Source organism: Sinomicrobium halophytocola (genome assembly GCF_052983395.1).
This window is the reverse complement of the sequence record NZ_JBRKIT010000042.1, coordinates 362,599-383,696: the sequence shown is the minus strand read 5'-3', so window position 1 is coordinate 383,696 and position 21,098 is coordinate 362,599. Positions and strand designations below refer to the sequence as shown.

The following is a 21,098-nucleotide window of genomic DNA, read 5'->3' as shown; positions in this document are numbered from 1 at the left end:
GTACTATGAAGACAATCAAATTACTTGCTTTTTTATTCACAGGAGCCCTGTTTTTAACCTCCTGCTCCGGTGACGATGATAATCCGGACCCCGTCAACGAGGAAGAACTGATCACCAAAGTCACTCTAACCCTAGAGGCCGAAGGCCTGGAAACCGTGACAATGGAGTATTCGGACGAAAGCGGATTGGGCCACGACCATGACGATGAAGGCGAAGAGGAAGACGATCATGACCATGACGGACTTGAAGGTGTTGTTTCAGGATCCCTGAAACCAAATACCACCTATACAGGGTCTATAGCGCTGTGGAACGAATCTGCTTCCCCCGCTGAAAATGTAACCGAGGAAATAGAAAAAGAGGCAGACGAACACCAGTTCTTCTACCAGGCTATCGGCGAACTGGATATTGACTCCGACTATCTGGACAAGGAGTCCGATTACCTCTCTAACGATTCGAATAACCCGGTAGGACTTAAGTTTAGCTTAACTACAGGCGCCGAAGGACATGGTGACCTGAGGGTCATACTTCGTCACCAGCCTAAAAAGCCAAATACCGGGCTTGACGATGCGGGAGGAGAAACAGATATGGACATCAGCTTTCATACACATATAGAGGAATAAAATTCCAGGAAAAAGGATTGAAAAAGCTAAAGAGGCGGTGTATGGTTACATCGCCTCTTTTACTTAACAAGATCAACCTAAAACAAAACCCAAAAAGGGGGGCGCCGGCGCAAACTATAAAGCCGGAACGCCACTCCTTTAAGGCCCCCTAAAACCTAAAAATCTTTTTATTACATTTACAATTATCCAAAAAATTAATAATAGCATATCGTTTTAATTCATCAGAAATACCATCTCCCATCTTATCCTCTTCCTATAATTTTTAAACAACGAGGTAAAAGTAAACTTCCCCTGGTATCCGTACAACAAGTTGTAGTCTGCATTTATAAATCAAGGGTACATTTCCGATGAAAATCACTACATCAAAAACCAGTTAAAAACTTGATAATAAAATAAATAAAAACGAACAAGGTGTTAAAAAACAACGACTAGAACCAGACAAGTATTACGGCCTGAAAAAAGCTGCTTTTATGCAATTCTGCCTGATTAAACTGCACTGTTTTTTATATCGACCACTAACTTTTTTACAAAGTAGGAAGGATATATCCGGTGTGCTTATAAAAAGCACGGGGTTCGAGCTTAAATATGTGATTTTAACAGAGGTTGTCTTCAAAAGAAACAACCCAATTCTTCTTTCTACCTGCATTTTACCTTATTTTTGGGTACACAAAGACATACACTAACCACAAACGAAATGAGAAAAACAGTAATCCTTGCTATCGCAACACCACTCCTGTGGTGTTCCTGTGAAGAAAAAGAAAATAACGAAATGAGCATAACTTATCCTGAAACCAAAAAAACAGAAGTCTCGGATCTATATTTCAACACGGAAATAAAAGATCCTTATCGCTGGCTTGAAGATGACAGGTCTGCAGAAACCGCCGAATGGGTGAAAGCTGAAAACAAGATTACACAGGATTTCCTGAAGCAGATACCGTTCCGCGAGCAGATCAAAGAACGTCTGGAAAAACTCTGGGACTACGAAAAAATATCGGCTCCTACCCGGGAGGGGAATTATACTTATTACTACAAAAATGATGGTTTACAGGACCAGTCGGTTTTATACCGGAAAAATGAAGAAGGAGAAGAAGAAGTTTTCCTCGATCCGAATACGTTTTCAAAAGACGGTACGATATCTCTGGGCGAAATGGATTTTTCCAAAGACGGCAGCCTTTTTGCGTATTCCATTTCCGAGGGAGGAAGTGACTGGAGAAAAGTCATAGTTATGGATGCTGTTTCTAAGGAAATCAAGGAGGACACCCTTACCAACATCAAGTTCAGCGGAATTTCCTGGAAAGCTAACGAAGGCTTCTATTATTCCAGTTATGACAAACCGGAAGGCAGCGAGCTTTCCGCCAAAACCGACCAGCACAAGCTGTATTTCCACAAACTGGGAACCCCGCAAAAGGAAGACATTGTTGTTTTTGGTGACTCACCAGAACAAAAAAACAGATATGTAGGCGGCTATGTGACGGAAGACCAACACTATCTGATCATATCTGCTGCAAATTCCACTTCGGGAAATAAGCTGTACATCATGGACCTTGAATCTCCCGTACCGGAACTTAAGACCATAACGGACAGTGAAGAAAATGATCTGGGTGTCCTAGACAACAAAGACTCCTTGCTTTACATAGTGACCAACTTCAACGCTCCTAATCAGAAAGTCGTTACCGTCGATGCTTCCGATCCTTCCCGGGAAAACTGGAAAGACCTCATCCCGGAAACGAAAAATGTACTTCAAATATCTAAAGGAGGAGGCTTCTTCTTTGCCAAATACATGGTCGATGCTATATCCAAAGTGTACCAATACGACTATGAAGGGAATAAAATAAGGGAAATAGAGCTTCCAGGTATCGGTACAGTAAGCGGATTCGGAGGAAAAGAAAACCAGGGAGAACTGTATTATTCCTTTACCAATTACAATGTACCTGCCCGTATATACTCTTATGACGTTAATAGTGGTATATCGTCCCTTTATTGGAATTCCGAGATAGATTTCAACCCGGACGATTATATTTCGGAACAGATATTCTACAATTCCAAAGACGGCACGCGCATCCCCATGATCATTACGTATAAAAAGGGAATAGAATTCAACGGAAAAAACCCCACCATACTGTATGGCTACGGAGGATTTAATATAAGCCTTCAACCTTCCTTCAGCACTCCCAATGTCATCTGGCTGGAACAGGGTGGTATTTATGCCGTCCCCAATATCCGCGGAGGCGGGGAATATGGTAAAAAATGGCATGATGCCGGTACCAAAACGCAAAAACAAAACGTATTTGACGATTTTATCGCAGCTGCGGAATACCTTATAAAAAATCAATATACTTCACCGGACTATCTCGCTGTAAGAGGGGGCTCCAATGGCGGATTACTGGTCGGCGCCATCATGACACAACGCCCGGACCTTATGAAAGTGGCACTTCCCGCCGTTGGTGTCCTGGATATGCTCCGTTATCATAAATTCACCGCGGGAGCAGGTTGGGCCTACGATTACGGCACTTCCGAAGACAGTGAAGAAATGTTCGAGTATCTGTTGAACTATTCTCCCCTGCACAATATTAAAGACACCGTACAATACCCGGCGACATTGATCACTACGGCAGACCATGATGATCGTGTTGTGCCGGCACACAGTTTTAAATTTGCCGCTACTTTGCAGGAAAAACAGACAGGGAATAACCCTATTCTCATACGTATAGAGACAGATGCGGGCCATGGTGCGGGAACGCCTATCAGTAAAACAATAGAACAAACCGCAGATATTTTCGGATTTACATTATATGAAATGGGATATAAAAAATTGCCTAATCCCGAAATAGAAAAAGAAGAAGCTTTCCAATAGCAAAAAACAATTCCTCTCCGGTTTCTGAAAACAATCGGAGAGGAAATATATTTTTATATATGTTCCTGTAGTAATCCAATAAGGGTATTGGCATCGAGTTCTCCGCTTTGACGCCAGACCATTTCCCCTCCCTTATAAATCATAAGGGTAGGCAAACCTTTAACCCTGAGAGCATTGGCCAGTTCCTGGTTTTTATCCACATCAATTTTAATCACTTTTGCCTTATCACCTATAGCTGCGGCCACATCCCGGAGTACGGGGTGCATTGCCGTAGATGCCTCGTTCCAGTCAGTATAGAAATCCAAGAGGACCGGGACACTGATATCTATTAATTCACCGAATTTTGACATTTTTGCACGGAATTAGTAATACAAATGTAATATTTTCTATGAATTATGCGGTTTTTCCGGCTTTTTTTAGTTCTATTACGGTAATTTCAGGCCAGATTCCTAATCTTCCGGGATAACCTAAAAAGCCCAGTCCCCGGTTCACATTAATATACTGCTCCATTTCTTTATAAATGCCAGCCCAGTACTTATAACGCCATTTGATTGGGCTCCATTTTATCCATCCGGGAATTTCCACCCCAAATTGCATTCCGTGGGTATGTCCGCTAAGCGTCAGATGATAATGGTAAGGATGGTCTATTACCTGTTGTTCCCAATGCGACGGATCGTGGCTCATAAGTATTTTAAAATCTCCTTTATCTACATGCTGTATGGCCTTATCCAGGTCTCCCGCCTTCTTAAAGCCTCCCATCCCCCAGTTTTCCACACCTATAAGAGCTATCCTGTCCCCTCCTTTCTGCAAGTGCCTGCTTTCGTTGAGTAAAAGATCAAAGCCCAGCTGTTGCTGTAATCCTTTCAGCTGCTCCAAATTGGCTTCTTTTTCTTCCTCACTGCTCCAATGTGCATAATCCCCGTAATCGTGATTACCCAGTACGGAAAACATGCCGTCTCTGGCCTTTAAACGGGAAAAAGTCTCCATCCACGGGAGCAGTTCTTCGGATTTATTATTCACAATATCTCCTGTAAAAAGAAGAATATCCCCGTCCTGCTGGTTTATAAGGTCAACAGCATATGCTACCTTTTCCTTATCGTCGAAACTCCCGCTGTGAATATCCGATATCTGCGTGATCTTATACCCGTCAAAAGCATCGGGCAGGTCTTCAAATTCCAGGGTGTGTTTTAAAACCCGGAAATCATATTTCCCTTTGTAAATTCCGTACAAAAGACCCGCAAAAGGTATGGATGCCACACCGAGGGCAACAGCACTCAAAAATTTTCTCCGTGATGGTATAACAGTATCGGATGCAGAACTATTCCACTTCCGAAATCCTCCGATAACCAGTCGAGTCAGGTCTTCTCCAAGCAGGAAAATAACCACTACGAGTTGAAATACCATAAAAATTATCAGGTAAGCCAGGGCATAACTGCGGGCACCGCTGGTCCATTTTCCTCCGCCTGACAAAACAAAATGATACATAAAATTACCCAGTACAATCAAAGCTAAGAACGCATAGACACCTAAAGCATACGGATTTTTAGTAAAAACCCGGATCGCCTGAAAGGCATAAAATCCCAACAAGAGATATAATAAAACGAAGAGAATCCAATTCCACATGGGCAACCTGTTAGTTTTAAGGGTATAAAATTAACACATTAAAGTTCCTGTGGTTGTTATGGTTATGTTAAAGAAAGCGGGGATATGGCAGTATCCCCGCTTTGAACCACTATGACAAAAAGTATAGCCGATTGTTAGTTGCTACGACTTCTGTAAAAAATTATACGAAAGCCCCCTTAAAAATTAGGCCCTCCGGTATCCCACCAAAGTCTTGTCCCCCCAGTATCCGGGCCGGACAAATACCCTGCCGCTATTTCCACGTTGGCATTATTGGTGTTTTTTTCACTGTCAACGAAATTAATACGGCGTATTTGTATGTCCGTATCAATAGTTCCGCCACTATTATTTATCATTACCGGAAAAATCCTCGGATACCCGGTACGCCGAAACTCGCTCCAGGCTTCCTGCCCATCGGGGAACATGGCTATCCACTTTTGTGTGATAATCTGCTCCAGTTGCTCTTCTTTGGTACCTCCTACATTGTAAGCTATGGTAACATCCTCCGGATAGGCATAATTATTCTCCGAATTAACGGCATCCACGTAATCTGCCGGGGTACTGGTATTATCGGCAATATAATCGTCTACGCCGCCAATACCATGTTGGGCAAAGGAAGCCCGGATACCATTTTCATAATTGGTTTGGGCATCACCTGCCCCTACCCAACCACGTAATGCGGCTTCGGCTTTCAAGAAGTGTATCTCGGCAGCGGTCATCCAGTCTTTGGAAGTTAAATCTTCCAGGTAACCTCCCAATCTGGAATGTTCGCCATAATCTGATTTTGCTTCCATGGCTACGCCCATTCGTATTCCTTTGTACTCACCTTCAACGGTTTCATCCAGCGCAGGTTCAAAATACCGGATCAGGCGACTATCATTAAAACCTTTTAATATAGCTTCCATTTCTGCGGACATCCGGATGTCTCCCCATTCGTCATTAATAACCGATAAAGGATGCTTAAACCCCTGCATATTTACAGACATATCTTCGGTTTCCAGCAAGCCTGCATCACTGGAAAGGGCCTTTTCTCCTTCAATTTTTGCCAACTCCGGATCTACGTTAGATACCCGGATGGCCAGTCGTAAACGCAAGGAATTCGCAAAAGTTCGCCATTTGGCAATATCTCCTTTAAAATCGGACTGGTCAAATAGTTCGAATTGTGGTTGGCCTACGAAATCCTTTAACCCGTCTATTGCACCTCCCAAATCTTCAAAAAAGGCATGATATGCCGTTTCCTGTGAATCATATTCTCCGGTAGTTTCATAATCATTGAATTTGGTATACCTGATCGGGCCAAATACATCCGACACCCTGTGCATGGCCATTACCTTGATAATATCCGAGAGGTAAGAAAACATAATGGCATTGTCAAAATCGGTCATAGCTACCTGTTCGTCCACCCCTCTGGCATATGGCATTACCCCGTTTCCTTCACTGGCGTCATAGGCATCGGTCCATATAAACTGGTTCCAGCCGTTATTAAGCCGATAGGTCTGATTATTGATATTCCCTTCAAAAGGGGTAGGCGCGGTCATATACCCCGAAAATACATCGGCATTCAGATTGTGCTGTAACTGGTAATTCCAGGTTGGTTCTACACGGATAACGTTGGAAAACATGGGAGGGAATTTCGCTCCGATATTATTAAAACGCTGTTTCAGGCTTTCGTCGGAAATACCGTGAGGGTCCGTATTGATCTCTTCGAAATCTCCCGTGCATCCGGCTATACTTGAAGCCAGGATAGCGATAACAGTATATATTGTGATATGTTTCATTTTTTTAGAAATTTACGTTAAGGTTCAGCCCAATACTTCTTGTGGAAGGTTGATTATAAATATCCACCCCCTGTAGCCCTAATCCTGTACTTGCAGCAATATTGGGATCGAAAGGAGCATCTTTATAAAAGAAGAAGAGATTGTTGGCAATTACGGAAAAGTTGAGCTTTTCTATAAAACTATCCTTAAAAGCCAGGGTATATCCTACGGAGAGTTCCCTTAAACTTATGTTGGTAGCATCATACACGTATTCTCCAAGCATACCGGCCCTTCCTCCAACGGCTGCATAGTATTGCTGCGCGCTTATTTGCGATGCAGCGCCGGTTTCATCCACTACATTAATCATCCCTTCATTGGTATTACGGGCTTTGGCCGATGCTTTAGAGACCCCGTAATAATCATTTACAGCCTCTGTAACACTCAACACATCACCGCCAAACTTACCATCAATCAAAAGGTTTACAGTAAAATTCCCGATTTCCAAAGAGTTATTCCATCCCAACGTAAAATCGGGCTGAGCATAGGCTACGGTTTCAAAATCCGTTGACATCAAAGTTCCCGAAGAATTAACCAAAGGCGTCCCGTTTTCATCCCTTATCAAAGAACGCGCTTTGATACTCCCGAAGTTTTCTCCTTCTATCAGTGAATATTCATATCCGTTGACTCCACTTGCGGTAATAATTGCTTCACCGTCCTGCAACGAAGGGTGCACAGATACTACTTTATTATCATTTTTAGCAAAATTGAAAGCCGTGTTCCATACTAACTTTTCATTTGCAACAGGTTTACCATCCAGGACTATTTCAAATCCTTTATTGGTTATTTCCCCTGCATTTACAATATTCTGGGAATACCCGTAGGGATTGGGTTCTGCCTGAATATAAAATATCTGATCTGTTGTCCGGGTGTCATAATATGTAAAGTCAATACCCAAACGTCCTTGTAAAAAACGCCACTCCGTACCAAACTCAAAAGACTTTTGCCGCTCCGGCTTTAAAGTCTCTCCCTCTATGGGAGCAAAAACCGGAGATCCTACATTAGGATCAGACGCCGATATATGATTCAGCGGAATTGTGGCATATGGAGGAATATCTTTACCTACCTCGGCATAGGAAGCCCTTACTTTGGCAAAATAAATCGCTTCCGGCAGCGTAAACATTTGAGACAAAATGCCGGTTACTCCCACCGAAGGATAGAAAAAGGAATAGCTATTGGTCTCGGCCAGGGTAGAAGACCAGTCTGTCCTTCCCGTTACATCGAGATATATCATATTTTTATAATCCAGGTTGGCAGATCCGAATACGGACTGTACTTCTCGGTTCGATACCGATTGTCGCATGTTATTGGTAGTTGAAATGTTTGCCAATGTAAATATATTCGGATAATTCAACCCTGTTCCACTTCTCCCGGAATCGATATAGATCTTGTCCCCTATCTTGTATTTGGTGAGACTGGTACCCAACAATACATTCAGGGAAAATTCGTCAGACAGATCCTTAGCATAATTGGCAATAAAATCTATATATTGCTGGGTGTTTTCGGTTTTTTCCAGTATATACCGCCCATTTGTTCCGGAATTCACAGGATCGGTCCCTGCGTATATTCTTTTATCGAAAGTATAAAATGACTTGTCAAAACTCCCCCTTGACTGTATGGAAAACGCATCGGTTATCTGGTATTTCACGGATAAATTCGCAAGTACCCTTTGTGCTATGTCTTTACTCGGATTCCGGTGAATGAGCCAATACGGGTTTTGTTGTATATTCTCATCAAAAGATGAAGCGTACTGATCCATCATATTGTCTTCTTCATTGAAATACTCAAATTTATCCTTATAAATATTCCTGTCTATTCCCACAGGATGCAGGTACATTCCGGTCAAAGGATTGGAATACAAGCCATTTGTCGGACGGTTCCTTATACGTTGATCTGAGAGATTTACACTTGCGGAGACATCTATTTTATCATCGAGAAGTTTCACGGTTTCTCTTAGAGTAATATTATTCCGTACCAGGCGGTTTTCTGGGATTACCCCGCTGCCTATGGTATTGGCATATGAAAAATAGGTTTGGGCCTTTTGATTTCCGCCGGTTATGGAGAGGGAATTTATTGCAGTAAAACCGGTTTCAAAGAAGTCTTTGGGGTCATTGCTAATTCCGTCAGCCTTTTCTCCCCAGGATTTCGGATCGGCAACACGCCCGTTCTCGGCAATGTCCTGTCCTACCGAAACGGATTGGTATTCGGATTGCAGCTTCGGAAGTGACATTACATTGTCAACTGTAAAACTGGAGTTAAAATTAACGGACAATACGCCTTCTTTTCCTTTTTTGGTAGTGATAAGGATCACTCCATTGGCTCCCTGGCTACCATAAAGTGCAGATGCAGATGCCCCTTTAAGCACCGTCATACTTTCTATATCATCCGGGTTTAACATGGACACCGCATCGCCCCCGTCGCGGTTCCCGGTCTGACTACCAAAAATATTAGTCCCGGGATCTTCCCCGTTAGACCCGTTACCCGTATTTAACATGGGGACCCCATCAATGACATAAAGAGGGTCGTTATTGCTGGTAGAAGAATTTCCCCGCAAAACCACCTTTACAGCCCCACCAAGACCGGAAGAACTACGGGTGATGGTAACTCCGGCAGATTTACCGGACAAACTATTAATAGGGTTGGTCTGTTTTACTTTGGTCAGCTCATCCCCTTTAACTTCCTGGGCGGCATACGTCAAAGCCTTCTTTTCCCGGGAAATACCCAGTGCCGTAACCACTACCTCGTCGAGTTGAGAGGCATCTTCAGCAAGGGCCACATCTATTACGGACCGGTCATCTACCGTAATCGTTTGTGTTACAAAACCCAAATAGGAAAACTGCAGCTGTTGTCCTTCAGAAATCACTATGGTATAATTTCCGTCAAAATCGGTGGTCGTACCTGTGGCCCCTCCTGCTACCAGGATATTCACCCCGGGTAATGGAGCTTGATCCGCCTTTGAAGTTACCGTTCCGGTAACTGTTTTTTCCTGACCATAGACAAGCGCCGACATGGAAAGAAAGCATAGGCTCATTACTAAAATTCTCTTCATTTGTTATTTTTTTTGATTTGACAAAGAACATCCCATTGTGAAATTCTAGGATAACACAAATTTTCCCGGAAAACATATGAAAAGATTACCCGAAAGGACTCGTGTACACTTCACAATGAATGATTGACTTTAGTTAGTGATCCTAAACTATAATTATTAAATTTTTGTTAAAAATTATTTATATCAACAACACGTAATAAACAATATACAGCACATATTCGTAGACAAACGATTAAGTATATAAAAACAACACACCATATTAACATTATAGTGTTTCTTTTTTTAACTTAGGGACTGTTTAAGCACCGGAACGATAAGATTCATCAAACAAAACACAGCATACTTATATTCCGTAATATCGATGATACCACAAAACCTAACCATATCGGTACATGAAAAAGACATCCGAAACTATTGCATACAATTACACCATACCCTTAAAGTACCACCTTCTCTTCTGGATCATCTATTATTTGTTTAACACTATACGCTGGGGCGGTTATTTTGATGACTACTTTTATTCGGCAAAGTCCAACCTTGTCAGTTTTTTTGTTAGCATCCTTTTTTGTTACTGGCACATCTATTTCCTGATTCCGAAATACATCGTCGGGAAAAAGATCATCCCTTACATCTCCTGGATGGTGATCTCCTCTGTTTTCTTTTACTTTCTGAAAACAGGGATGATATATCTGTTCATAGACAAGGCAATCTGGCCGGAAGCACCGGAGGGACAGACAGCCCCGAGTTTCAATCATTTTATTACGGTTGTTCTTGGAGAGTTATATGTAGTAGCTTTCGTATCTGCCATAAAACTGACTATAGACTGGATCTCTGTAAAAAATCAGCGGGATGAACTGCAAAAACTACAGCTGCAAACGGAGATCAAATATCTCAGGGCACAGATACAACCACACTTTTTCTTTAATACACTCAACAGTTTATATGCATTGACCCTGAAGAAATCGGACAACGCTCCGAAGGTAGTAGTAAAACTTTCGGAAATCATGCGATATGTACTTTATGATGTACAGGAACCCGATATACCTCTTACGAAGGAGATCCGGTATATCAACAGTTATGTTAATCTCGAGGAACTCCGCCGCGGTAATGTGGAGCTCTCACTCAGCATTATAGGAAATATAGAAGATGTAAAAGCTCCTCCTTTATTATTCCTGCCTTTTATAGAAAACTGTTTTAAGCATGGTGGCAGTTCTGATAAGGATATGCATATAGATATTACTTTTAAATCGCTTCCCGGCGACAACAGCCTGCACTTCCTGATCAAAAATACCATAAACCCCGAAGACGATTCCATAAAACCCAGGGGTGGAATAGGTATACAAAATGTAAAACGAAGACTTTTCCTGTTATACCAGAACAATTTTGTACTGCAAACGGGGATAAAAAGACAGTGTTTTATAGCTTACCTTAAAATCCCCGTATCCGCATAATATCAGCTATTTTGAAGTTTGCTTATAATGGCTTCTATTTTATCTATATCCGAATAAGCTATCGCAGTTTCATCCTGAAATTTAAGGCTGTTCATGGAGATTTTCGGGGTTTCGGATAAAACCTGCCGAAATGTGGTTGCTGAAAAATGAATTTCCCGAAACCCACTCTCTAAAAAATCCGTGATGTTATCCACATTCACCCCTCCTCCGGGCATGATAGCGGGGTGTCCCTGACAATGTTTCTGTAACTTTATCAGCATATCCATCCCCTCGAAGGCGGTGCTTTTTTGCCCGGAAGTCAGTATTCTTTTTACTCCCAGGTTGTGTAACCGATCTGCTGTTTCCAGGGGATGGTCGACCCAGTCAAAAGCGCGGTGAAATGTAAAGGGAAGAGAACCGGAGATATTCACTAACTCCCCGGTGCGTTCCGCATCCAGATCATTTTCCCGGGTCAGGACCCCGGATACAATCCCGGCACAACCGATTTCCCGGCAAAATTCTATATCCCGTTTCATAATATCAAACTCCGCATCATCATAGCAGAAATTACCACTCCTCGGGCGGATAAGCACGTAAACCGGAATATCGAGTTCTTCTGTCACTTTCTTTATCAATCCATAAGATGGGGTAATTCCCCCGACTGCGAGTTCCGTACAGAGTTCTATACGATCTGCCCCGGCAAGTTGAGCATTAGAGGCAGATAGAAACGAATTGGCACAAATTTCTATTAACATGAGGTATTTTATTATTATATTTTCACAAATAATCTATTACAATTAAAAGAACGCGGGCACCTTCCTGAAGGTGCCCTTTATTGATTTATCGTTCTGTTAATGAAGTTTTTTATAAGAAAACCGAGGCTTTATTTCTTTTCGGCAGTCAGTTCATCTCCGCCATCCTCGTTTTTATCCCCATATTTTACTCCCATGGCGTCCAGCCTTTTTATAACGGGTTCCAGGCGATAGAGGAAATTATTATAATCTTTATTCTCTTTTGCGCTCCAGGCCACTTCACCCATGGCAATGGCACGCGGATACTCCATATATTCCACTTTTTCCGGGGAATCTATATATTCCGTCCATAAATTCACCTGGCTACCGAGCACATACTTTGCCTCCTCAGCGGTCAGTTCTTCCGGTATCGGTTCAAAGCTGTAAACCTTTTCCAGGGGCAGGTATCCACCTATTGCCAGGGGATCTTTATTTTCTTTGTCCTCTTTGTACTGATAATAATCCAGGTAACAGTAAGCCGTCGGGGTCATTATAACGTCATGGTGTTGTTTTGCCGCTTCTACGGCCCCTTCAATACCTCTCCATGACATTACCGTAGCGTTTGGTGCCAGACCTCCTTCGAGTATTTCATCCCAACCTATGATCTCCCTGCCTTTACTGTTCAGGTATTTCTCGATCCGCTGAATGAAATAGCTTTGCAGTTCGTGTTCGTCGGCAAGTCCTTCGCTTCGTATGAGCGCCTGACAAATATCGCATTGTTCCCATTTTTCTTTAGGCGCTTCATCACCCCCGATATGGATATATTTACTGGGGAAAAGCTCCATAACCTCATCCAGAACCCCTTCCAGGAAGGTAAAGGTTTCTTCCTTGGTACAGTAAATATTACTATGTATCCCCCAAAGGCCCTGTACCTGATAAGGTCCTCCTGTACAACCGAGTTCCGGATAAGAGGCCAGCGCCGCTTCGGAATGGCCCGGCATTTCTATTTCGGGAATTACGGTCACAAAGCGTTCCTGTGCATATTTCACCACTTCCTTTACTTCTTCCTGCGTATAAAACCCTCCGTAACGATTGGTATCCCATTTTCTCGGTTCATCCTTATAATGCCCTATAACCGTACTGTCGCGATAGGCTCCTACTTCCGTTAACTTAGGATATTTTTTTATTTCAATACGCCATCCCTGATCTTCGGTAAGATGCCAGTGAAACGTATTGAATTTGAACATCGCCATCAGGTCTATATATTTCTTAACAAACTCCACCGGAAAAAAATGCCGCCCTACATCCAGCATCTGCCCCCGGTAAGCAAAACGAGGTTCGTCATATATTTCCACTGTAGGAATGGCTATTTCTTTTTCTCCGTTCTCCCGGTAGTTCCCGCTTTCCAATGCCACAGGCATAAGCTGCCGAAGACTCTGAATAGCATAAAAGGCCCCTTTGGGAGTAGCCGCGGAAATAATGATCTTCTTTGGCGCTACACTCAGTTTGTATCCTTCTTCATTGGTTATGGTGCCATCTTCCAGAAATACTACGGTGTTACGGGAGTCTTCATCGGTCTTCTCCATCCGGATTTCCGAACGGTTGTTTACATAGTCGGAGAAAAAAGTGGCCACCTGAGAAAAAGATTCCGGGAATAAAATTTTTGTGTCCTCATCCAGAACAAAAACGTCATTTTGAAATTCTATCTCCAAAGGTTGTGGGATTACACCTACTTTTTCAACATTCTTCTCCTCTTTCGAACAAGCGGAATAGAGAAGAACCAATGTCATTAGTATACAAAACCGGGTCGTTTGTCTAATAATACGCATAAAGGTCATAGTTTTTGAATTAACATGCTTTAAATCAAATATATAAAAATACATTTAAAAACCATCAAAAATGTTTTTTTACAAAGTGTTATCGATACCATTTTTCAATTCCATTAACAGAAGCTTTTGATAAGTGAAAACGGACGACCCTATATGACACAGCCGGGAAATCGTACTCGATTCCCGGCTGTATATACTATAACGGACATTGGTCATCTTCCGTGTTATTCAGGGCTGATGCCCGGTTAGATCTCCGCAGCCATTTGCTTTTCCTTTTTCTCCTTTTCCTGGGCATCCACGACAACAACAGCCGCAATGTTCACCATTTCCTCTACACTTGCCCCCAGTTGCAATATGTGTACGGGCTTTCGCATTCCCATCAATATAGGACCTATGGAATCTGCCTTATTGAGTTCTTTCATTAACTTATAGGTAATGTTGGCTGCATCCAGATTGGGAAATATAAGTGTATTTACTTTTTTACCTGCCAGTTTGGAGAACGGAAATTTATCCTGGAGCATATCCTTGTTGAGTGCAAAATCCGATTGCAATTCTCCATCCACGATGATATCCGGATAGTACTTGTGCAGATACGTCACTGCTTCCCGTACCTTTGAAGCTTCCGGGAAGGAGGAAGAACCGAAGTTACCGTAAGAAAGCATCGCAATAACCGGTTCAAAACCGAACATCTTCACCGTATGGGCCGTCATTTGTGCAATCTTGGCGAGTTCTTTTCCGGTAGGGTTGATGTTTATGGAAGTATCCGAGAGGAACATGGGCCCTCTTTCCGTGATCATCAGGTTCATGGCAGCGACTTTGGCCGTTCCTTTCGCTTTTCCGATCAGTTCGAGCATGGGTTTTACGACAGATGGATAACTCCTGGAATATCCTGTGATCAGACCGTCCGCATCTCCTTCATTAACCATCATTGCGGCAAAATAATTGCGTTCACGCATTTTCTTTTCTGCCTCATAAAGAGTGATCCCGCTTCGCTGTCTGCTCTCCCAGTAACGTCTTGCATAATGATTTTTCTTATCATTATGTTCGTCGGTTTTGGGATCAATGATCGCGATATCCGCATCAAATTCGATCTCCTTCTTGAGTTCCCGGATAATATCTTCCCGCCCTAAAAGTATAGGATGTCCTATACCTTCTTCATAAACAATTTGAGCAGCTTTCAGCACATCGAGCTGGTCTGCTTCTGCAAAAACAATACGCTTCGGGTCGGTCTTCGCCCTGTTGTGGAGCAATCGCACTATTTTGTTGTCGTTACCTAACCTCTGCATGAGTTCTTCCTCATACTTTCCCCAATCGTCTATGGGTTCTGTAGCTACTCCGCTTTCCATAGCAGCCTTAGCCACCGCAGGAGGAACCTTGGCAATTAGTCTCGGGTCAAAAGGTTTTGGAATGATATATTCCCTTCCGAAGTTGAGTTTGGTTTCTCCGTAAGCAATATTCACCTGCTCCGGTACGCTTTCCTTAGCCAGTTCTGCAAGCGCCAATACGGCAGCCTTTTTCATTTCTTCGTTGATCTTCGTTGCCCGTACATCCAGGGCTCCGCGGAAAATAAACGGAAAACCGAGCACGTTGTTTACCTGGTTAGGATGATCGGAACGCCCTGTTGCCATGATAATATCTTTACGAGTCGCAACCGCCAGATCATAAGAAATCTCCGGATCGGGATTTGCCATGGCAAAAACAATAGGATTATCAGCCATGGACAACAGCATTTCCGGGGTTACGATATCCGCAATAGACAGGCCTATGAAAACATCGGCATCTACCATGGCTTCTTCCAGGGTATCTATTTTACGGTCGGAAGCAAATTCCATTTTTTCCGTAGAGAGATTTTCCCGGTCTTTCCGGATAACCCCTTTACTGTCAAGCATTACAATATTTTCTGCCCTGGCGCCGAAAGATTTGTACAACTTGGTACAGGATACAGCCGCCGCACCTGCTCCGCTTACCACTATCCTTATCTCTTCCATGGTTTTCCCGGAGATCTCCACAGCATTGAGCAGTGCGGCAGCCGATATAATGGCCGTACCGTGCTGGTCGTCGTGCATGACCGGTATGTCCAGTTCTTCTTTCAGTCTTCTCTCTATTTCAAAGGCTTCGGGGGCTTTTATATCTTCGAGATTGATCCCTCCAAATGTAGGCGCTATGTTTTTTACCGTTTCGATGAACTTGTCCACATCTTTGGTATCCACCTCTATATCAAACACATCGATATCCGCAAATATCTTAAAGAGCAACCCTTTACCTTCCATAACGGGTTTTGCCGCACTGGGACCTATATCCCCCAACCCGAGGACCGCTGTTCCGTTGGATATTACGGCAACCAGGTTGCCTTTGGAAGTATATTTATATGCATTGCTGACATCCTTCTCAATTTCCAGGCAGGGTTCCGCGACACCGGGAGAATACGCAAGCGCGAGGTCTCTTTGCGTAGCGTAGCGTTTGGTAGGAACCACTTTTATTTTTCCCGGCTGGGGTTTTGCATGGTAAACCAAAGCCTCTCTTCTGAGCTTGTTATTCTTTTTAGTCATGTCCAGTATTTTATAGGAAATACAAAGGTAAAAGGAAAATTAACTGGGGACATAAGAAATCGTTAAAATTGAGACGCCGGATACAGGAAATCCGGCGCTCTTCAAATCTTATGTTTATCCGTCCGCATCTATCAGTGCACGGCCACTTTTATCTCTTCTTCTTCGGTAATTACATTAGATAGGTTTATAGCTGTTTCTATGAGGGCCAGGTGGGAATAAGCCTGTGGAAAATTCCCAAGTAACCTTTTCGTTTTAAAATCGATATCTTCACTGAAAAGCCCAAGGTGGTTACTGTAAGAAAGTAGTTTTCCAAACATCTTTATCGCCTTTTTGTGCTCCCCTATTTTATACAGGCTGTTAATAAACCAAAAGGTACATACGGTGAAAGAAGACGTTGGGAGACCGAAATCATCTTTGTTCTTATAGCGATACAGCAATCCTTCATAGCACAGTTCTTTTTCGATAGCCTTTACGGTTTTGATATATTTAGGGTCATTGGCCTTGATAAAACCATAAGGCTCCATCAACAGTACGGAGGCATCGAGATCTTCAATACTATAGGCCTGGGTAAATGCCTGGACTTTCTCATTCCACGCCTTCTCCAGTATATCTTCACGTATCTGGAGTTCCAGGTCTATCCACTTGGTCACATGCTGGGCTTTCCCCAGGACATGTGCCACCTTTATGGCACGGTCTATAGCCACCCAGCAAAGAACTTTGGAAAAAGTAAAATGACGTTCTTCCGTACGGAATTCCCAAATCCCCTTATCCGGCTCTTCCCAGTGTTCGCGAACCACCCATACGATACCTTTGGTAATGGTCCACAATTCCTCACAGTTATCCAGTGAGGTTTCAAATTTTACGATCTGCTGGTGAATTACATCCATGAGGATGCCGTAAACATCATTCTGACGCTGCTCGTAAGCGGCATTACCGATCCGCACCGGTTTGGAGTTTCCATAACCTTTAAGATGATCCAGCGTTTTTTCCTCCAGTATTTTTTCTTTGTTGATACCATACATGATCTGCAACTTTTCATCTTTATCCGGTATGATATCTATGATAAATTGTAAATATTTCCCGGCTAAATCCACATGCCCCAGAGCAGAAACGACTTTTATAACCATAGAGGCATCCCGTATCCAGCAAAAGCGATAATCCCAGTTTCTTACTTCTCCAATAGTTTCCGGAAGCGAGGTGGTTGCAGCGGCCAGTACAGCACCGGTCCTGTTATGACTCAGTAATTTGAGGGTCAGGGCACTTCGTGTAATCTCCTGGTTGTACTTCTTATAGGAAGGCGTACGGTCTGTCCAGTTCAGCCAGTATACCTTGGTACGCTGCATGTCCAGGTAGGCTTGCTGGGTATTCTGCCGGAATATTTTTTCGTTATAACTGAGCAGAAAGAACTCATCCTGTTTGAGCTTTATCTCCTCACAGTCCACAACCTTTTTCTTGTCCAGGCTGCTGTACAGGTACAGGGAATCATATTTGCCTTCCTGTGTAACACTCACAATATAATCCGGTTTTATTTTTGTGGAAGTGTCGGCTATGGCATATTCCAATTTAGGATCGTACTTCACCCGGAATACAGGACGCCCGGATACATATTGTATGTACCGGATAATATCGGGCGGAGCATAATGTCCACTGCTCTCCAGTTTATACCTCGGCATAAAATCATATACCTCAAAAATATTCTTTCCTTCCGAAAACCTGGTAACCAATATATTAGTATTCGGTATATAGTTTTGTCCTATATTATAATTATCGGATACGAGAATTTCAAAACTGCCGCCGATCTCGTCATCCAGTAACTTAGCAAAAACCGATGATGAGTCAAATTCGGGAAGACAACACCAGTCCAGGGAACCCGTTTTGGAGATTAATGCCGCACTTTTACAATTTCCTATGATTCCGTAATCGAGATTATCCATTAATTCAAGTATGGTTAAAGTGATTTGTATTTGTAGTAAACGCCCGCTTCCGGAACCATCCCGACTTGATGTTACACATTTCGGAACTGTGTTTCCCTAAACAGGTATGTACTCCTTTAATAATACCTTTTAAGACCTTAAAATTCGAATAAAATCCTTAAATTAACGAAAAAAAGATCGGTTAATTAAACTTTTGCGAAATAAATAAAATAAAAAGGAGGCGAGTCGTGGAATGAAAAAAAATACGCATTTATAATATGAAAAAGAAAACAACGCAAAGAGCTATAAAATTACAAATCCAATGAACAAAACCATAATTGTTTCTAACAGACTTCCTTTACAAATATCCTTACATAATAACAATCTGGTAGTCACCCCAAGTGTGGGCGGACTGGCTACCGGAATGAAATCCGTGCATGACGGTAGTGAAAGCTTGTGGATAGGATGGTCCGGCCTGAAAGAAGAAGAACTCGATCAAAATCTCACCGAAAAGGTCAATGCGGCCATAGCCAAAGAGAACTGTGCCGCAGTATCCCTTACCGGGGAAGACCTCGACAACTTCTATTACGGATTCAGCAACAACACATTATGGCCTATGTTTCATTATTTCATGGAATATACCACTTTTGAAGGTGAGCACTGGGAATCCTATAAAGAGGTCAACCGGAAATTCGCTGCAACCGTATTAGAACACACCAATGACGGGGATACCATATGGGTGCACGACTACCAATTATTACTGCTTCCGGAACTCATAAAACGGGAACGTCCCAATGTTTCCATCGGTTTCTTTCTCCATATCCCTTTTCCTTCCTACGAAGTATTCCGGACACTCCCGTGGCGGGAGGAATTGTTGAACGGCATGCTGGGAGCCGATCTTCTGGGCTTCCACACCTACGATTACGAAAGGCATTTTCTGAGTTCCGTGCGCCGCATATTACGCCTGGACACTCATTTTAATGAGATCTCGTATCAGGGGCGTACACTTCGGGTGGACTCTTTCCCTATGGGGATCGACTATGACAAATTCCGCAATGCCGCCATTGCACATAATAAACAGGATCCGGAACAAAAATCCGACTTACAGAAACGACTGGATGCGCACTTACAATCTGCCCCCGATGCCAAGATGATATTGTCCATAGACCGATTGGATTATACCAAGGGCATCCCCAACAGACTGAAGGCATTCGAATATTTTCTGGAAAAATATCCACAATTCCGGGAAAAAGTACGTTTTATATTACTGGCTGTACCTTCACGTTCCAATGTACCACAATACCAGTTACTGAAAAAAGATACGGACGAACTGGTAGGACGTATCAACGGAAAATTCTCTACGGTAAACTGGACCCCGATCTGGTATTTCTACCGTTCCATGCCCTTCGAAAACCTCATCGACCTGTATACTTCATGCGGAGTCGCCCTGATAACACCTATCCGGGACGGTATGAACCTGGTCGCCAAAGAATATATAGCTACGCGGGTGGACAAAGACGGTGTTCTTGTTTTGAGCGAAATGGCAGGAGCGGCAAAGGAAATGAATGAGGCTCTGCTCATCAATCCGAATAATTTCGAACAGATGGCCGATACGTTAAAAAGGGCCCTGGAAATGACCGAAGAAGAGCAGACGGAAAGAAATGCCTTCATGCAACATCGCCTGGAACGGTACAGCGTGGAAAAATGGGCCAAAGAATTTATGAAAGCCCTTCAGGCCACCAAACAACAACACCATGTTATCGTCTCCAAAAAAATAACCCCGGAGATCAAAGAACAATTATTGAACTCCTACCATAAGGCAAAAAGAAAACTCATTCTCGTGGATTACGACGGCACCCTAGTCAATTTCACCAACTTACCCAAAGACGCCAAACCGGATGATGCACTCTACGATCTCCTGGACAACCTGAACAACCGGAAAAATACGGACCTCGTTATCATAAGCGGCCGGGATAAAGAAACCTTTACCAAATGGTTCGGTAACCGGGGGTATATGCTTATCGTAGAGCACGGCGTATGGTTAAAATCCGGCGACAAGGAATGGCAGGCACTTGAGAAACTGAAAAAAGACTGGATGAATAACCTGAGACCCATTATAGAAACTTTTGTAGACCGTACCCCGGGAACTTTTATAGAAGAAAAGAATTTTTCACTGGCATGGCATTTCCGTAAGGCCGACCCGGAGCTGGCCCAAACGCGTGCCATGGAACTGAAAACTGTTCTTACCAGCCTGATTTCCAATCATGAACTAAGCGTACTGGAAGGCAATAAGGTAATAGAGATCAAAAGCAGTAATGTAAATAAAGGAAGGGCTTCGTCACGCCTGCTTGCAGAGAAAAATTATGATTTTATCTTTGCCATTGGTGACGACTGGACCGACGAGTATATGTTCCAGGAACTTCCCGAAGAAGCTTACACCGTAAAAGTAGGCGCCAAGGAAACCAGTGCAAGGTATTACCTGGATGACACAGATAGTGTCCGGGAATTACTAAATGGATTTTTAAGCAATAACAAGACCTAAAAAGAGGAACTTTATTTGCTTTTTTATACTAAGCCGGAGTCGAAAAAACATATCAGCAGGACTTTTCCGGTGCCAAATTCCCTGTTCTGACGGTATGGGAAGAGTCCTTTTTGTTTGTAAACGAAATACCTTCAAAATAAAAAATAT

General features: G+C 42.9%; 12 protein-coding genes. 4 read left to right on the top strand and 8 right to left on the bottom strand.

The window, feature by feature from the left end; genetic code table 11:
* Nucleotides 1-5 precede the first annotated feature (5 nt).
* Nucleotides 6-620: a type 1 periplasmic binding fold superfamily protein gene (locus ACVBDY_RS19965; protein ID WP_447177229.1), complete on the top strand. Its 615-nt coding sequence runs from the start codon at nucleotides 6-8 to the stop codon at nucleotides 618-620.
* A gap of 694 nt (nucleotides 621-1,314) precedes the next feature.
* A complete protein-coding gene (locus ACVBDY_RS19960) occupies nucleotides 1,315-3,474 on the top strand; it encodes a prolyl oligopeptidase family serine peptidase (protein WP_447177228.1) in 2,160 nt (719 codons plus the stop codon).
* Nucleotides 3,475-3,527: 53 nt separating this feature from the next.
* Here ACVBDY_RS19960 and ACVBDY_RS19955 read toward each other — a convergent pair whose 3' ends face one another.
* From ACVBDY_RS19955 to ACVBDY_RS19940, 4 genes are all read right to left on the bottom strand, one after another.
* Nucleotides 3,528-3,824 (bottom strand): thioredoxin family protein, encoded by a 297-nt coding sequence (locus ACVBDY_RS19955; RefSeq protein ID WP_447177227.1) that lies wholly within the window; start codon nucleotides 3,822-3,824, stop codon nucleotides 3,528-3,530.
* 43 nt (nucleotides 3,825-3,867) lie between these two features.
* Nucleotides 3,868-5,097 carry a metallophosphoesterase gene (locus tag ACVBDY_RS19950; RefSeq protein ID WP_447177226.1) on the bottom strand — a complete coding sequence of 410 codons (1,230 nt, stop codon included), beginning with the start codon at nucleotides 5,095-5,097 and terminating at the stop codon, nucleotides 3,868-3,870.
* A gap of 176 nt (nucleotides 5,098-5,273) precedes the next feature.
* Complete coding sequence (locus tag ACVBDY_RS19945) at nucleotides 5,274-6,872, bottom strand: RagB/SusD family nutrient uptake outer membrane protein (RefSeq protein ID WP_447177225.1); 1,599 nt, start codon at nucleotides 6,870-6,872, stop codon at nucleotides 5,274-5,276.
* Between the two features lie 4 nt (nucleotides 6,873-6,876).
* Nucleotides 6,877-9,957, bottom strand: coding sequence for a SusC/RagA family TonB-linked outer membrane protein (locus ACVBDY_RS19940; protein WP_447177224.1), 3,081 nt, complete (start codon nucleotides 9,955-9,957; stop codon nucleotides 6,877-6,879).
* Nucleotides 9,958-10,349: 392 nt separating this feature from the next.
* On the opposite strand from ACVBDY_RS19940, the gene ACVBDY_RS19935 reads away from it, so the two are divergent.
* Entirely contained in the window at nucleotides 10,350-11,408 is a 1,059-nt protein-coding gene (locus ACVBDY_RS19935; RefSeq protein ID WP_447177223.1) for a sensor histidine kinase, read from the top strand.
* 2 nt (nucleotides 11,409-11,410) lie between these two features.
* On the opposite strand, the gene ACVBDY_RS19930 is transcribed toward ACVBDY_RS19935, so the two are convergent.
* From ACVBDY_RS19930 to ACVBDY_RS19915, 4 genes are all read right to left on the bottom strand, one after another.
* Nucleotides 11,411-12,142, bottom strand: a complete 732-nt coding sequence (locus tag ACVBDY_RS19930) for a copper homeostasis protein CutC (protein ID WP_447177222.1) — start codon at nucleotides 12,140-12,142, stop codon at nucleotides 11,411-11,413.
* 128 nt (nucleotides 12,143-12,270) lie between these two features.
* A complete protein-coding gene (locus ACVBDY_RS19925) occupies nucleotides 12,271-13,947 on the bottom strand; it encodes a beta-N-acetylhexosaminidase (RefSeq protein ID WP_447177221.1) in 1,677 nt (558 codons plus the stop codon).
* Nucleotides 13,948-14,192: 245 nt separating this feature from the next.
* Entirely contained in the window at nucleotides 14,193-16,496 is a 2,304-nt protein-coding gene (locus tag ACVBDY_RS19920) for an NADP-dependent malic enzyme (protein WP_447177220.1), read from the bottom strand.
* A gap of 131 nt (nucleotides 16,497-16,627) precedes the next feature.
* Nucleotides 16,628-18,430 carry a glycoside hydrolase family 15 protein gene (locus ACVBDY_RS19915; RefSeq protein ID WP_447177219.1) on the bottom strand — a complete coding sequence of 601 codons (1,803 nt, stop codon included), beginning with the start codon at nucleotides 18,428-18,430 and terminating at the stop codon, nucleotides 16,628-16,630.
* Nucleotides 18,431-18,731: 301 nt separating this feature from the next.
* Between ACVBDY_RS19915 and ACVBDY_RS19910 the strand changes: the two genes are divergently transcribed.
* A complete protein-coding gene (locus tag ACVBDY_RS19910) occupies nucleotides 18,732-20,951 on the top strand; it encodes a bifunctional alpha,alpha-trehalose-phosphate synthase (UDP-forming)/trehalose-phosphatase (protein WP_447177218.1) in 2,220 nt (739 codons plus the stop codon).
* Nucleotides 20,952-21,098: the final 147 nt, after the last annotated feature.